This is a genomic window from Corynebacterium lizhenjunii (genome assembly GCF_011038655.2).
Lineage (GTDB): Bacteria > Actinomycetota > Actinomycetes > Mycobacteriales > Mycobacteriaceae > Corynebacterium > Corynebacterium lizhenjunii.
The window spans coordinates 1,317,394-1,332,179 of the sequence record NZ_CP064954.1 but is presented as its reverse complement, the minus strand read 5'-3'; the positions used below and the strand labels follow the sequence as shown (position 1 = coordinate 1,332,179).

The following is a 14,786-nucleotide window of genomic DNA, read 5'->3' as shown; positions in this document are numbered from 1 at the left end:
GGAAGCCTATGACGCAGTTTGATACCCCGCCGGTGTTGATCACTGGCATGTCTGGCAGTGGTCTGAGCACCGCGGCGAAGATTTTAGAGGATAAAGGCTATTATGTGGCCCACAACATTCCCTCGGTCTTGGTGCTAGAACTGTTGGAGCTGTGCGCGAGGGAGGACTCCCCGGTGACCAAGGTAGCGGTGGTGGTGGACGTGCGCAGCCGCGTTTTTCCGGGTTCGCTACGCGAGACCGTGGCCGCCCTTGATGAGAGGGACATGCGCCCCACGGTGCTGTTCATGGATGCCAGGGATGAAGTCCTTATTCGCCGCTTCGACTCTGTGCGCCGCACCCATCCGCTGCAAGAGGCCGATAGCCTCAAGCATGGTATTGGCCGGGAGCGCGAGACCTTAGCGGCTATGCGCTCTCGCGCGGACATCATCATTGACACCACTAATTTGTCTGTGCATGATCTGCGACGCGCGGTGGAGGCTGCGTTCGGGCATATGGGTTCTGAGCGCCAGCACGTGACGCTGGAGTCGTTCGGTTTTAAGCATGGTTCGCCGCGGGATGCTGACTTGGTTATGGATGTGCGCTTTTTGCCTAATCCCTATTGGGAGCCGGAACTTAGTGGCTTGCGAGGTACAGATGAGCCTGTGAGTGACTTTGTGCTGCGCCAACCTGCCGCCCAGCAGTTTGTCTCTCGCTTCGAGGGCTTGTTGGATTCCATGTTGGACGGCTACCGGCATGAGGGCAAGAACTTCATCACCATTGCTATTGGCTGCACGGGCGGGCACCACCGTTCGGTGGCAATTACGGAGGAGATTGCGCGCCGGTTGCGGGAGCGCAATAGGGTCGACGTCAATGTTCTTCACCGCGATATCGAGCGTGGCTAGCTCCCCGCTAAGTGCCTAGCCTAAGGAGTGTGTGACACCGTGACTGACTTTTTTCCGCAGCTTGCCGATACCCCCGCCACCTCACCCTCGCCTGGCGGTGGCGCGGCCCGTGTGGGTCGCATGGCCTGCTTGGGCGGTGGGCATGGACTGTACCAGACTCTTTTGGCTGCCCGGGAGCTCGAAGTGGAGGACATCTGTGCCATTGTGACCGTGGCTGATGATGGCGGATCTTCAGGCCGGCTACGCAAAGAACTCGACATCATTCCTCCGGGGGATTTACGGATGGCACTGGCAGCTTTGGCGGGGCGTGACGGTGAGTGCGCCCAGTGGGCCCATACGCTGCAGCATCGCTTCGGGGGAAGTGGCGCCTTGGCCGGGCATGCGGTAGGAAATCTACTGATTGCGGGGCTGACAGAAGTACTGGGCGATATGCAGTCTGCACTGGATGCGGTGGCACGCTTGACTTCGTCTGCTGGCCGGGTGGTTCCGGTGGTTAATCAGCCTTTGGACATTGAGGCCCAGGTGCGTGGCCTGGATGAGGATCCGGCGGCACTGCGGTCGGTGCGGGGGCAGGTCGCAGTGGCTACGACGCCGGGCCAGGTGGAAAGCGTGCGGATCTTCACCGGTAATACTGCAGAGCCTGAACCACCGGCCCACCGTGCTGCGGTAGAGGCGCTACTGGGGGCTGAGCTGATTACGCTTGGCCCAGGTTCCTGGTTTACTTCGGTAATTCCGCACGTGCTGGTACCGGATATTGTGCAGGCTATTAATGCCTCGCAGGCACTGCGCGTGGTGGTTCTCAACCTGACGCCAGAGTTGGGGGAGACCCGGGGGTTTTCCGCGGAGCGGCACATTCAGGTGCTAGTCCAGCACGCCCCGCAGCTGCGTGTGGACTACATTGTTGTCGATACTGGCTCTAATTTTTCTCCCCGCGAGCGCGAGGTTATTCAGCGTGCTTCCAGCAGTCTAGGTGCTCAGGCCGTCTTTATGGATGTCGCTGAAAGCAGCTCTGGACAGCTGGGGGCCAGCGTGCATGATCCGCATAAGCTGGCCGCAGCGTTTGCGCAGCTCTATGCGGGCCCGGCGTAGTCCTGGAAGCAAAGTTGTCGGAGTCCTGGCTCCGGCACGCTAGACTAGGCGAACGTACTTTATTCTTGAGCGTCCCCGAAGAGAAAGGTCCCAGTCAGTGACAGTATCCCTGACCGATAAAGTCAAACAAGAGCTGACTGCGGTGACCGTGACGCGCCAAAGTGCCCGCGCGGCTGAGGCCGCAGCCATTTTGCGCTTTGCAGGGGAGCTGCGCCTTGATGGCGAAGAACCAGCTTTGGAGGCGGAGGTGGACACCCCGGCGGTGGCTAAGCGTCTGTCAGATCACCTTGATGAACTCTATGGGGTACGTATTAATGGCCACGTTGCGGGCCCGGGTTCGGCGGCGAAAAAGCCGCGGGTTCTCTTGCAGGTGCCGCAGGCGCGCGATGTGGCGCGGCGGCTGGGGCTTATTACCCGCTCGGGGCACGCGGTTATCGGGCTGCCCCCACAGGTGGTTTCTGGTTCGGTTGCTGACGCCGAAGCCGCGTGGCGAGGAGCTTTTCTGGCCCAAGGCATCCTGACGGAGCCGGGACGCTCTTCTTCTCTGGAAATCCTGTGCCCGTGCCAGGAGGCTGCTTTAGCTTTGGTGGGCTGCGCGCGGCGCCTTGGCGTGGTGGCTAAGACCAAAGAGACTCGCGGTGCTGACCGGGTGGTTATTCGCGATGGGGACGCCATCGGCGCGCTGCTGACCCGCATGGGCGCGCACCGGACCCGGCTGGAGTGGGAGAAGAAGCGTTTGCGTAGTGAGGCGCATGATTCCTCCCAGTCGCGGCTGGAGAATTTTGATGATGCCAACCAGCGGCGCTCTGCACGGGCAGCAGAGCAAGCCGCTAACCGCGTTGCGCGGGCCATGGAGATTTTGGGTGACGACGTCCCAGAACACTTGGCAGACGCTGGCTTTTTGCGGGTGAAGTACCGGGAGGCTTCGCTAGAGGAGTTGGGCCGTCACGCGGATCCGCCCATGACTAAGGATGCGGTGGCAGGCCGTATCCGCCGTCTTTTGTCCATGGCGGATAAGCGGGCAGAAGAGCTCAAGATTCCTAATACCTTGGAATACGCTACGACCAACCCGGAGGATGCGCAGTAACATTCGCCGGTGTTCTCATCGGTGACCACCGGTTCGCATCGCCGTGCAGTTATACTCCCTGATACCCCGTGTGGGGCATGACGGGGCAGTGATAATTGTCGCATCGCATCCGGGCATAATCGGGCATATCCGGCTAAAGGGCTGTGGCCTGCAGATATTGCAGGTTTTACGGCAAGTTCTGTGGTGAATTGCATAGGAAATTCCCGACTCTTACCGGATTAAGGTTGGGAACGGGCATTTTTCCCTGCGAGGGTTCCGATCGGGCGGTAGAATCAAGGATGTTGAGACGTCAAACCAGACATCTTCCGTCTAACAACGTTCGTCTACATTGTGAGGAGACATTTCAGTGACTATCCGCGTAGGTATCAACGGCTTCGGCCGTATCGGCCGCAACTTCTTCCGCGCAGTTCTGCAGGATGGCAAGAACATTGAGGTCGTGGCCATCAACGACCTCACCGATAACGCAACCCTGGCCAACCTGCTTAAGTACGACTCCGTGCTGGGCAAGCTGGGCGAGGAGGTCAGCTACGATGATGAGTCCATCACGGTAGGCGGCAAGAAGATCCTGGCTTCCGCAGAGCGCGAACCCGCCAACCTGGATTGGGCTGGCAAGAATGTGGACATCGTTATCGAGTCCACCGGCTTCTTTACTGATGGCGAAGCCGCTAAGGCCCACATCGAGGCCGGCGCTAAGAAGGTCATCATCTCTGCACCGGGCAAGAATGTTGATGCGACCTTTGTCTACGGCGTCAACTCCGATACTTATGACGCCGCAGCGCACAACGTGATCTCCGCCGCTTCCTGCACCACCAATTGCCTGGCTCCGATGGCCAAGGTGCTTAATGAGAAGTTCGGCATTGAGAAGGGCTTGATGACTACCATCCACGCCTACACCGGTGACCAGCGCCTGCAGGACGCCCCGCACCGGGATCCGCGCCGCGCCCGCGCCGCCGCAGTGAACATGGTTCCCACCTCTACCGGTGCTGCTAAGGCCGTGTCTTTGGTCCTTCCGGAGCTGGAAGGCAAGCTCGACGGCTACGCTATGCGTGTTCCCACCATCACCGGCTCCGCCACGGACTTGACCTTTGAGGCTTCCCGTGAAGTCACGGTGGAAGAAATCAACGCTGCCATCAAGGAAGCTGCCACCGGCGAGTTCGGCGAGACCCTGGCCTACACCGAGGATCCGATTGTCTCCACCGACATCATCACGGACTCCCACGGCTGCATCTTCGATGCTGGAATGACCAAGGTCTCCAACGGCAATCTGGTCAAGGTTTTGGGCTGGTACGACAACGAATGGGGCTACACCTGCCAGTTGCTGCGCACCACTGAGCTGGTTGCCTCCAAGCTCTAAGCGCCCTGCGTGATGAACACCTACCGGCCTCTCGCCTCTTAAGCCCACCCCGGGCTGGCGTGGGCCGGTATTCTTATAGGGGTTGTATGTTAGCTCGCGTTCACAACAACACTCGCCACTACCCAAAGGAGAACTTCCACATGTCCTTTAAGACTCTTGATGATTTGCTCGCGCAGGGCGTAGAGTCCCGCCACATTCTGGTGCGCTCGGATTTCAACGTTCCGCTAGATGATGAGGGTAATATCACTGACCCCGGCCGCATTACGGCGTCCTTGCCTACCATTCGGGCTTTGGTCGATGGTGGAGCCAAGGTGATCCTGGCGGCCCACCTGGGACGCCCAAAGGGCGAGGTGAATCCGAAGTACTCCTTGGCGCCGGTGGCGGAGGCTCTATCGGAGGCGCTGGGACAATATGTTGCCTTGGCTGGTGATGTTAGCGGGGAGGACGCTCATGAGCGCGCCAATGGCCTCAACGACGGCGATGTGCTCCTGTTGGAAAACGTCCGTTTCGATGCCCGTGAGACCTCCAAGGACGAGGCCGAGCGGGGAGCTTTTGCCGATGAACTGGCAGCGCTGGCAGCCGATGATGGCGCCTTCGTCTCCGATGGCTTCGGCGTGGTCCACCGCGCGCAAGCCAGCGTCTACGATGTGGCTAAGCGCTTGCCCGCCTACGCAGGCACCCTGGTCCAAAAGGAAGTAGAAACCCTCGCCACGGTCGCGCAGGAGCCGCAGCACCCCTACGTGGTGGTCCTCGGCGGCGCTAAGGTCTCCGACAAGCTCGGCGTGATCGAGGCCCTGGCGCAGAAGGCTGACAAAGTCATCATCGGCGGCGGCATGTGCTACACGCTGCTGGCAGCCCAGGGCTACAATGTGCAGAACTCCCTGCTACAAGAAGACCAGATTGAGGCCTGTAAGGGCCTGCTGGAGCGCTTCGGCGACAAGCTCGAGCTGCCCGTGGACTTGGTGGCTGCTACGGAGTTTGCCGCAGACGCAGAGCACAAAGTAGTTGCCCTCGACGGCATTCCGGAGGGTTGGATGTCTCTCGACATCGGACCGGAGTCCGTTAAGCGCTTTGCTGAGGTAATCGCGCAGTCGAAGACCGTGTTCTGGAACGGTCCCATGGGTGTGTTTGAGATGGAGGCCTTCGCCCAGGGTACTGCTGGCGTTGCCCAGGCGATCATCGACGCCACGGCGCACAACGGCTCCTTTACCGTGGTCGGCGGCGGAGATTCCGCAGCATCCGTGCGCGTGTTGGGCTTGGATGAGGATGGCTTTAGCCACATCTCCACCGGCGGCGGCGCCTCCCTGGAGTACCTGGAAGGCAAGACCTTGCCGGGCGTAGAGGTACTGCAGGCCTAGGTCGGTATCGTTTGCCATCACCCCACCCGTAACACAGACGAGAGGAAATTTTCATGTCGCGTACCCCGCTCATTGCCGGGAACTGGAAGATGAACTTGGACCATCTGCAGGCGATTTCCCAGGTGCAGAAGTTCACCTTCGCCTTACCCAAGGATTATTACGAGAAGGTTGATGTGGCCTTCATGGTGCCCTTTACAGATCTGCGTTCCGTGCAGACGCTGGTAGACGGTGACAAGCTCCAGGTCACCTATGGCTCCCAGGACATATCCCAGTATGAGTCCGGAGCCTACACCGGGGAGATTTCTGGCCCCATGCTGGCCAAACTTGGGGTCAGCTGGGCTGTGGTGGGCCATTCTGAGCGCCGCCAGTATCACGGGGAGACTGACGAGCTGGTGGCCCGCAAGGCCGCGGCAGCCCTCAAGAATGACATCACCCCGATTGTGTGTGTGGGCGAGCCCCTGGATGTTCGCGAGGCCGGGACTCACGTCGACTATGTGCTCAATCAAACCCGCAATTCCTTGGCTGGGCTTAGTGCGGCTGATCTGGCGCGTACCGTTATTGCCTATGAGCCGGTGTGGGCCATTGGCACCGGCAAGGTAGCTTCAGCTGATGATGCCCAGGAAGTCTGCGCCGCAGTGCGGGAGTTGGTGGCACAGCTTGCCGATGCTGCCGTAGCTGACAGCATCCGCATCCTCTACGGGGGTTCCGTGAAGACGGATTCTGTCGCTGAGCTGCTGGAAAAGCCTGACGTGGACGGCGGACTGGTGGGCGGAGCTTCGCTCAATGGTGAAGAGTTTGCCAAGCTGGTGGCCGCAGCTGCTCAATAACTGCGCTGCCTTCATGCCGGGAAACCCGGCATGCTGTAGTGTAGGAAGCTGGCTTAGATAAACCTCGTTCCTTTAAGGATTAATTTATGACTCTGGCACTGCAGATTATTTTGGTGCTTTCCGCGGTTTTGATGACCGTGTTCATTCTGCTGCACAAGGGCAAGGGCGGTGGCCTGTCTAGCTTGTTCGGTGGCGGCGTGCAGTCTAACCTGTCGGGTTCTACCGTCGTGGAAAAGAACCTGGACCGCGTGACCATCGTGATGGTTATTGTGTGGTTGGGCTGCATCGTTGGCCTCAACCTCATCCAGGCCTTCAGCGCTTAACTCGCCCGGCCGCGCACTTGCCCCGGAGCCTATCCTCCGGGGCTTTGCTCTGTGCACTTTTGCGCGGAAACTGGCACCAGGGGTGCGGGGTGGGGGTGCTAGAGTTCCGCGGCGGCATCGTCGGCAAGGAAGAGCACGGTGCCCACGGTGCCTTGGACGCCAGCGGCAGGCCAGAACTCGGGATCGGCTCCGGCGACAACCTGGGCGGCTGCGGCAGCTTTTTCTGCACCCGCGACCAGAAGCCAGACCTGGGCTGCCGAATTTACTGCCGGTAGGGTGAGCGTGACGCGCTCAGCGGGAGGCTTGGGGGAGTCATGGACGGGGACCACCAGGCGGGTGGTCTCGCGAACGGCATCGGTATGCGGGAAGAGCGAGTTAATGTGACCTTCACCGCCCATGCCCAGCAAGTGCAAGTCGAAGCCTTGGGGCGCGAACTCCTCCAGCTCGCCGGCGTAGGCATCGGCTGCCGCGTCCATGGCGATAGCACCCAGATCAAAGCCGTGGATGTGCTGTTCCGGAATGTCGACGTGGTCTAGCAGCGCGGCGCGGGCTTGGCCCTCATTGGAGTCCGGATCAGTGGTGGGGACATTGCGCTCGTCGCCGAAGAAGACGTGAACGCGGGACCAGTCCACCGCCAGCACGGGATAATCCTCGCTGTGCGCGCGAGCTGCGGCATCGAACTGCGCCAACTGGCGCAACAGGCCTATTCCTGCACCGCCACCCGTTAGGACCACTCGGGCTACGCCGTCGCCGTGAACGCCGCCGCCAGGGGCTTGGGCAGCCGCTACGGTATCAATGAACTTCAGGGCCGCCTGAGTGACGAGCTCTGCCATATCGCTAACGCGCTGAACCTGTACCATGATTGCCTATTATGCCTTAAGCGTAGGAGACCCTGTTAAGGGCACGGAGGGCCTGTGCGTAGGTCTTGTCTGCGTGCAGATAGCGCAGTTCCTCAGACAGGACCTCGGCCGTGGGCCGAATGTTGAGAGCCACTAGCGAATCCGGGGTCCCGGGAACGCTAATGCGCACTGCGTGCTCTTCCGTGACCTCCACTGTGATGTTGGACGTAGCTCGGAAGAAGGTGAGCTTGTGGATGGGGAAGGTCCCCTCCTGGGTAGCGGAGGGGCAGCGGCGCACCGATACTGCGAGCCTGTCAGTGAGCCACGCTGCTGCCATTTCCACTGCCGGGTGCCCAGCTGGTCCGGTAATTTCTACTGCCTCCACTGGCTCATAGGGTGCGCGGTCTAGCGCTGAGGCCACGATGCCGCGCCACAAGGTCAGCGACGCCCAGGTCATGTCACTGTCACCGGGGGCATAGCCGCGGGAGAGTTGCTGCAGGCGCATGTAGGACGTCTCTGCAGACGCATCGAGGGCGCTGATGTTGGTAATTCTCCGCTGCGCCAAAGCGCCCACCGGGTGACGGGATGGCGCCTCCGGGAAGTGGGTGGGCCACCACGCGACAATTGGGGTATCGGGAAGCAGTAGCGGAGTAACTACCGCCTTGGCTTGGTCCGCCAGTGCACCATGGAGGTGCATGATCACAATCTCAGAGGCGCCGGCTTCTCCGCCCACGCGCAGCTCAGCATCCAGGGCAGTCGGGGCGGTGCGGTCCCCGGAGACCACCACCAATACGCGGGAGGGGTGCTCATGGGAGGCGTCGCGCACGGCATCGACAATCGGATCAATGGTGCCCGCAGCAGCGGAGTCCTGGTGTCCTTCCACGACGACAATGAGCGTGAGCACCCGGCCCGTGGTCAGCGTGTAGTGCTCCTGGGCCTCAACCAGCTTCTTGGCTATAGTGCCCGTGCTCGTGGCAGGCAAAGGGATAATCATGACAGCGTGAGTCCTTGCAAACGTAGGTATTTAGGGGCGGCGCCACGAATGGCCACGGCGGCGCAGCATCTTATCCGCGCTCGTTGGGCCCCAGGTGCCGGCCGGATATTCTTCCGGCTGTCCAGCCCCGGCCCAGTATTCGATGATGGGATCCAAGATGGCCCAGGATAATTCCACCTCCGCGTTGGTGGGAAACAGGGAGGACTCGTCCAATAAGGCATCGAGGATCAGCCGCTCGTAGGCCTCCGGGGATTCTTCCGTGAAGGCCTCCGCGTAGGCGAAGTCCATGTTGACATCGCGGACCTCCATGGTGGAGCCGGGCACTTTGGAGCCAAAGCGCATGGTGACTCCCTCGTCCGGCTGAACGCGAATGACCACCGCATTCTGACCCAGGGATTCCAATTGGCCGTCATCAAAAGGCTGATACGGGGCGTGCTTGAACACCAGTGCAATCTCGGTAACCCGCCGGCCCAGGCGCTTGCCGGTGCGTAGATAAAACGGCACGCCGGCCCAGCGACGGGAGTTGACCAGCAGAGTACATGCCGCGTAGGTCTCCGTGGTGGATTCCGGGTCAAAGCCATCTTCTTCCCGTAAGCCCTTGACGTATTCGCTGCCTTGCCAGCCTGCCGAATACTGCCCGCGGGCCGTGGACTTGTTGAGCGGATAGGCCGGCTTGGTGGACTGGAGCACCTTAATCTTTTCTGCCTGCAGTGCTGCCGGGTCGAAGGAAGAAGGCTCCTCCATAGCCACCAGGGCCAGGAGCTGGAGCAAGTGGTTTTGGATCACGTCCCGGGCGGCGCCTATGCCGTCGTAGTAGCCCGCGCGCCCACCAAGGCCAATGTCTTCAGCCATGGTGATCTGTACGTGGTCGATGTAGTTGGCGTTCCACATCGGCTCGAAGATCTGGTTGGCAAAGCGCAGCGCCAAAATGTTTTGGACGGTTTCCTTGCCCAGGTAGTGGTCAATGCGAAAGACCGCAGACTCTGGGAATACGGCATTGACTATCTCATTGAGCTCACGCGCAGACTCCTGGTCGTGCCCAAAGGGCTTTTCAATGATCACCCGGCGCCAGGAATTCTCTGCGCTATGAGACATACCTACTCGCTGCATCTGGTGGCAGATGGTGGCGAAGTAGTCCGGTGGTACAGACAGGTAGTACGCCCAGTTGCTGCCGGTGCCGCGAGCTGCGTCTAGCTCAGCCAGACGCGCAGCCAGGGTGTCAAAGCCAGAGTCGTCAAAGTTGCCGGTGACAAACTCGATGCCTTCCGCCAGGTGCGTCCACACGTTGTGATCGAACTTGGTGCGGGCGCCGTCGCGCACAGCCTGCTTGACGTAGTCCCCGAACTGTTGCTTGTCCCACTCGCGCCGACCAAAGCCCACCAGGGTAAACCCGGCCGGGAGGAGGCCGCGGTTGGCCAGATCATAAATGGCGGGCAGCAGTTTTTTGTAGGCCAAGTCGCCCGTCACGCCGAAGATAACCATGCCCGAGGGACCGGCAATCCGCGGGAGTCGAATATCAGTGGCATCCCGCAGGGGATTGACCCACGTGTGGGCAGAATTCACGGGCAAGGAAGTCCTTTCTCACGAGCTAGAAAAGATAACACCGCCAGTGTAGTGCCTGACGGTGTAGGGGGCGGAACTTGCCTAAGCTAGGCGGGCTGACATGGACTCCAACAGTTCATTCCATGCGTCGACGAACTTCTCCACGCCCTCGCGCTCCAGCACGGCAAAAACATCAGCAGAATCAATGCCTACTGCTTCCAGGCGCTGCCAGGTATCGCGGGCGGAGTCCGCAGAGCCACTGAGGGTATCGCCGTGGAGATTGCCCTGGGAGAGCACCGCGTCGATGGTTGCCTCTGGCATAGTATTGACGGTGCGTGGGCCGGCCAGCTCGGAGACATACAGGGTGTCCGGGTAGTCCGGGTTCTTTACACCGGTGGAGGCCCACAGGGGGCGCTGGATATTCGCTCCCTCCGGCAATTCCACGGCCAGCAGCTCCTCCTGGAAAGCAGCGTAGGCCAATTGTGCATTGGTCACGCCAGCGTAGCCGCGCAGCTCCAGGGCCTCCGGCGTGCCGATGGCCTCGAGCCGCTTATCTACCTCAGTGTCCACGCGGGAGACGAAGAAGGACGCCACCGAATGAATGGTGCTCACGTCCACCCCAGCGGCTGCGGCGCGCCTGATGCCCTCGATGAAGGCTTCGATGACCTGGCGGTAGCGCTCCACAGAGAAAATCAGGGTGACATTGACGCTGATGCCTTCGGCCAGCGCGTCCACGATGGCAGGCAGGGAGCCTGCCGTGGCGGGGATCTTGATCATTGCATTGGGGCGATCAACGGCTGCCCACAGCTGGCGGGCCTGGGCGATGGTGGCGGCGGCATCGTCAGAAATGCGGGGGTCAACCTCGATGGACACCCGGCCGTCGGCACCGCCGGAGCGCTCAAAGATGGGCAAGAAAAGATCGCAGGCTGACTGTACATCGGCAATGGCCAGGGCATACACGGCCTCGTCCGCAGCGGTTCCTTGCGCCTTGAGCTTGGCGATGTCCGCGTCATAGGCCGTGCCCTGCGACATCGCCGCGGCAAAGATGGCGGGATTGGTGGTCACGCCCACGATGGACTTGCGCTCAATGACGTGGGCCAAGTTGCCAGAATCGAGGCGATCCCGGGAGAGATCATCCAACCACGTGGAGGTGCCCAGCGTGGCCAGGGTATCAATGTAATTGCTCATTGCTCTGCCTTTCTAGCGCGCACCGAAGGCGGCTTCGACGTCAGCGAGGGACTCGCGTGCGGCTTCGACCACGGCGGAGACGGTGAAGCCGAACTTTTCAAAAAGCTCCTCCGCCGGAGCCGAGGCACCGAAGTGCTCCAAGGAGACGTTGCGGCCAAAGCTGCCCGTGTACTTGTGCCACGGCATAGCCAGCGCGGCTTCCACAGACACGCGAGCACGTACCTCCGATGGCAGCACTGACTCGCGGTAGACGGCATCTTGCTTCTCGAACCATTCCAAGCACGGGGCGGAGACCACGCGGGTGGAAACCCCTGCGGCCTCCAACTCCTTGGCGGCACCCACCGCCAACTGCACCTCAGAACCGGTGGCCAGCAGGATGACCTCGGGGGTATCGCCAGACTCCTGTACCAGCACGTAGGCACCCCGGCGCACACCCTCGGCGGCCTTGCTTTCGGTGCCCTCCAACACGGGCAGATTCTGCCGGGTCAGCGCCAGACCCTTCGGGGCGGCCTTATACTCCAAAACGGCGGCCCAAGCCTGCGCGGTCTCATTAGCATCCGCCGGGCGCACCACGGAGAGGTTGGGGATCGCGCGCAGAGCAGCCAACGTCTCTACTGGCTGGTGGGTAGGGCCATCCTCGCCCAGACCAATGGAGTCGTGGGTCCACACATAGTAGGTATCCGTGGACATCAACGCGCCCAAACGCACAGCTGGGTACTGGTACTCGGAGAAGATGAGGAACGTACCGCCGTAGACGCGGGTATTGCCGTGCAGGGCGATGCCATTCATGATGGCAGACATCGCATGCTCCCGGATACCGAAGTGCAGGTTGCGGCCATAGGGGGTGGCCGTCCAGGTATCCGTGGTAATTTCTTCCGGGCCGAAGGACTGCGCGCCCTTGATAACTGTGTTATTAGAGCCAGCCAGATCCGCCGATCCACCCCACAGCTCCGGCACGGTGGCGGCCAGGGCCTGAATGGCGGCCTCAGAAGCCTTGCGGGTGGCCACCGACTCGCCAGCCTCCCAGGACGGCAACTCAGCGGCAAATCCTTCCGGCAACTGGCGGGCGGCGATCCGGTCGAAGAGTTCCTTCGCCTCGGGATTGGCTTGCGCCCACTCATCGAACTGCTCTTGCCAATGGGCATGGGCCTGGGCGCCGCGCTCGCGAAGGCGGCGGGTGTGCTCCAAGACCTCCTCGCTGATGTAGAAGGACTGCTGTGGGTCAAAGCCCAGAACCTCCTTGGTTGCGGCCACCTCGTCCTCACCCAGCGCAGCGCCGTGGACGCCACCGGTATTCATCTTGTTCGGCGCCGGGTAGCCGATAACAGTTTGGACGCGGATGAAGGAGGGGCGCTCGGTTTCAGCTTGTGCCGCGGCCACGGCGGCCTCGATGGCGGCGACGTCCTCGCCGGAGTCCACCGTCTGCACGTGCCAACCATAAGCCTCATAGCGCGCCACCACGTCCTCGTTGAAGGCAATGTTGGTGTCGTCCTCGATGGAGATGCGGTTATCGTCCCAGAACACAATCAGGTTGCCCAGCTTCTGGGTACCGGCCAGCGAGCTAGCTTCTGCGGTTACGCCCTCTTGCAGATCACCATCGGAGGCAATGACGTAGATGAAGTGATCGAAGGGAGACTGTCCGGCCGGTGCCTGCGGGTCGAACAAGCCGCGCTCCTTGCGCGCAGCCATAGCCATGCCCACCGAAGAAGCCAAACCCTGGCCCAAAGGACCGGTGGTTATCTCTACTCCCTTGGTGTGGTTAACCTCAGGATGGCCGGGGGTCAGAGAACCCCACGTGCGCAACGCCTTGAGGTCTTCCATCTCCAGGCCAAACCCGCCCAGGAAGAGCTGGATGTACTGAGTCAAAGAAGAATGCCCCACGGACAATACGAAGCGATCGCGCCCAGCCCAGGTGACATCGTGCGGATCGTGGCGCAGCACGCGCTGGTAGAGGGTATAAGCCAGGGGGGCAAGCGACATTGCGGTGCCGGGGTGGCCGGACCCGCAATTCTGAACGGCATCGGCAGCCAGGATGCGAACCGTGTCCACGGCCTGCGTATCCAGATCGGTCCAGTCGGAGGGATAGCGAGGAGTAGTCATCGCTTGAAGGTGTGCGGGCAACGTGGAATTCGACATATGCGTCTTAAGCCTCACTCTGCATCTAGGTTGGTCGGTACAACTGACCCCTACAGTCTAGACGCTTGCCGGTGGGCAATTGGGGATAGCCAAGGCCTAGCCGGTAGTCTAAGGGGCGACCACTGCCGTGTGCGAGCACTAGGGCGCGGTCGCGGGCGCGTGGCAGATGGCTGCGTGCTGGCGAAAGAAGAAACAGCAATGTGGGAAGCTGGAGGGCATTTCCTTGGAGACAATCAAGGCCTATTTTGCGCTGACGAAACCGAGGATCATCGAACTCCTACTCGTGGCCGCAATCCCCGCCATGCTGCAAGCACAGCGCGGTGTGGAGGCAGTGACGGATAACCTGTGGCTGATTATTTCCACCATCTTCGGCGGTTGGATGGGCGCGGCAGCAGCCCACACCTTCAATAACGTCATCGAATTCGAGCTTGATAAGAAGATGCAGCGCACCCGCGCCCGGCCCCTGGTGCGAGATACCATTTCCCGGCGCAATGCTGCGATTTTCGCCTGGATCATGCTTGCCCTTTCCGTGTTCTGGCTGGGCGTTCTGGCCAATTCCTGGCTGGCAGCATTCTTTGTGTTGCTGACTAACTTCTTCTACGCCATTGTCTACACCAAATTTCTCAAGATGCGCAATTCCCAGAACATCGTCTGGGGCGGCCTGGCTGGCTGTATGCCTGCCATGGTGGGCTGGGCGGTCATCCGCGATAATGCACCGGCTGGGGAACCGGACCGGTGGTGGCAAGCCGTGGTGCTGTTTTTGATCATTTTCTTCTGGACCCCGCCGCACACCTGGGCCCTGGCCATGAAGTACCGCGAGGACTACAAGGCTGCCGGGGTGCCCATGCTGCCCGTTGTCGCCCCGGAAGCGGAGGTGACCCGACAGATTATCTGGTACACAATCGGCACGGTGCTAGTGTCCTTCCTGATTATCCCGGCGGCTAGCTGGATTTATTTGGTCGCCGCTGTGGCATCAGGCGCAGTGTTTTTGGGCATGGCCATCAAACTGCACCAAGGCGTGCGCGCGGGCGCCAAAGTCAAGCCCATGCGCTTGTTTATTTACTCCAACAACTACCTATCGGTGCTGTTTATTGCCTTGTCTCTCGATGCCGTGCTGGGCTGGGAGCCGCTGGGCCGCATGCTCGGCTGGTCCGCCACGCTTTTCTAA

13 protein-coding genes are annotated in these 14,786 nt (G+C 60.9%); 8 read left to right on the top strand and 5 right to left on the bottom strand.

The features are described 5' to 3' along the window. Positions 1-8 precede the first annotated feature (8 nt). The 7 genes from rapZ to secG all read left to right on the top strand — a co-directional run bounded on the left by rapZ (position 9) and on the right by secG (position 6,919). A complete protein-coding gene (rapZ, locus tag G7Y31_RS06165; RefSeq protein ID WP_165008177.1) occupies positions 9-881 on the top strand; it encodes an RNase adapter RapZ in 873 nt (290 codons plus the stop codon). Positions 882-920: 39 nt separating this feature from the next. Beyond that, entirely contained in the window at positions 921-1,970 is a 1,050-nt protein-coding gene (locus G7Y31_RS06160) for a gluconeogenesis factor YvcK family protein (RefSeq protein ID WP_425321636.1), read from the top strand. Positions 1,971-2,067: 97 nt separating this feature from the next. Continuing rightward, positions 2,068-3,057: a DNA-binding protein WhiA gene (whiA, locus tag G7Y31_RS06155; RefSeq protein ID WP_244977351.1), complete on the top strand. Its 990-nt coding sequence runs from the start codon at positions 2,068-2,070 to the stop codon at positions 3,055-3,057. 346 nt (positions 3,058-3,403) lie between these two features. Then, positions 3,404-4,411 (top strand): type I glyceraldehyde-3-phosphate dehydrogenase, encoded by a 1,008-nt coding sequence (gene gap, locus G7Y31_RS06150; protein WP_165008168.1) that lies wholly within the window; start codon positions 3,404-3,406, stop codon positions 4,409-4,411. A gap of 140 nt (positions 4,412-4,551) precedes the next feature. Beyond that, positions 4,552-5,769, top strand: a complete 1,218-nt coding sequence (locus G7Y31_RS06145) for a phosphoglycerate kinase (RefSeq protein ID WP_165008166.1) — start codon at positions 4,552-4,554, stop codon at positions 5,767-5,769. Positions 5,770-5,822: 53 nt separating this feature from the next. Next, positions 5,823-6,596, top strand: a complete 774-nt coding sequence (gene tpiA / locus G7Y31_RS06140) for a triose-phosphate isomerase (RefSeq protein WP_165008164.1) — start codon at positions 5,823-5,825, stop codon at positions 6,594-6,596. Positions 6,597-6,682: 86 nt separating this feature from the next. Further along, positions 6,683-6,919, top strand: a complete 237-nt coding sequence (gene secG, locus G7Y31_RS06135) for a preprotein translocase subunit SecG (RefSeq protein ID WP_165008162.1) — start codon at positions 6,683-6,685, stop codon at positions 6,917-6,919. 98 nt (positions 6,920-7,017) lie between these two features. Here the strand turns inward: secG and pgl are convergent, their stop codons facing one another. From pgl to tkt, 5 genes are all read right to left on the bottom strand, one after another. After that, positions 7,018-7,779 (bottom strand): 6-phosphogluconolactonase, encoded by a 762-nt coding sequence (gene pgl / locus G7Y31_RS06130; RefSeq protein ID WP_165008160.1) that lies wholly within the window; start codon positions 7,777-7,779, stop codon positions 7,018-7,020. Positions 7,780-7,795: 16 nt separating this feature from the next. Continuing rightward, positions 7,796-8,752, bottom strand: a complete 957-nt coding sequence (locus tag G7Y31_RS06125; RefSeq protein ID WP_165008158.1) for a glucose-6-phosphate dehydrogenase assembly protein OpcA — start codon at positions 8,750-8,752, stop codon at positions 7,796-7,798. Between the two features lie 30 nt (positions 8,753-8,782). Continuing rightward, positions 8,783-10,234 (bottom strand): glucose-6-phosphate dehydrogenase, encoded by a 1,452-nt coding sequence (zwf, locus tag G7Y31_RS06120; RefSeq protein ID WP_413227974.1) that lies wholly within the window; start codon positions 10,232-10,234, stop codon positions 8,783-8,785. 162 nt (positions 10,235-10,396) lie between these two features. Continuing rightward, positions 10,397-11,482 (bottom strand): transaldolase, encoded by a 1,086-nt coding sequence (gene tal, locus G7Y31_RS06115; RefSeq protein ID WP_165008154.1) that lies wholly within the window; start codon positions 11,480-11,482, stop codon positions 10,397-10,399. A 12-nt stretch (positions 11,483-11,494) separates the two neighbouring features. Then, positions 11,495-13,582 carry a transketolase gene (gene tkt, locus G7Y31_RS06110; RefSeq protein ID WP_196823536.1) on the bottom strand — a complete coding sequence of 696 codons (2,088 nt, stop codon included), beginning with the start codon at positions 13,580-13,582 and terminating at the stop codon, positions 11,495-11,497. 259 nt (positions 13,583-13,841) lie between these two features. Here tkt and G7Y31_RS06105 point away from each other — a divergent pair, with 259 nt between their 5' ends. After that, positions 13,842-14,786: a heme o synthase gene (locus G7Y31_RS06105; RefSeq protein WP_165008150.1), complete on the top strand. Its 945-nt coding sequence runs from the start codon at positions 13,842-13,844 to the stop codon at positions 14,784-14,786.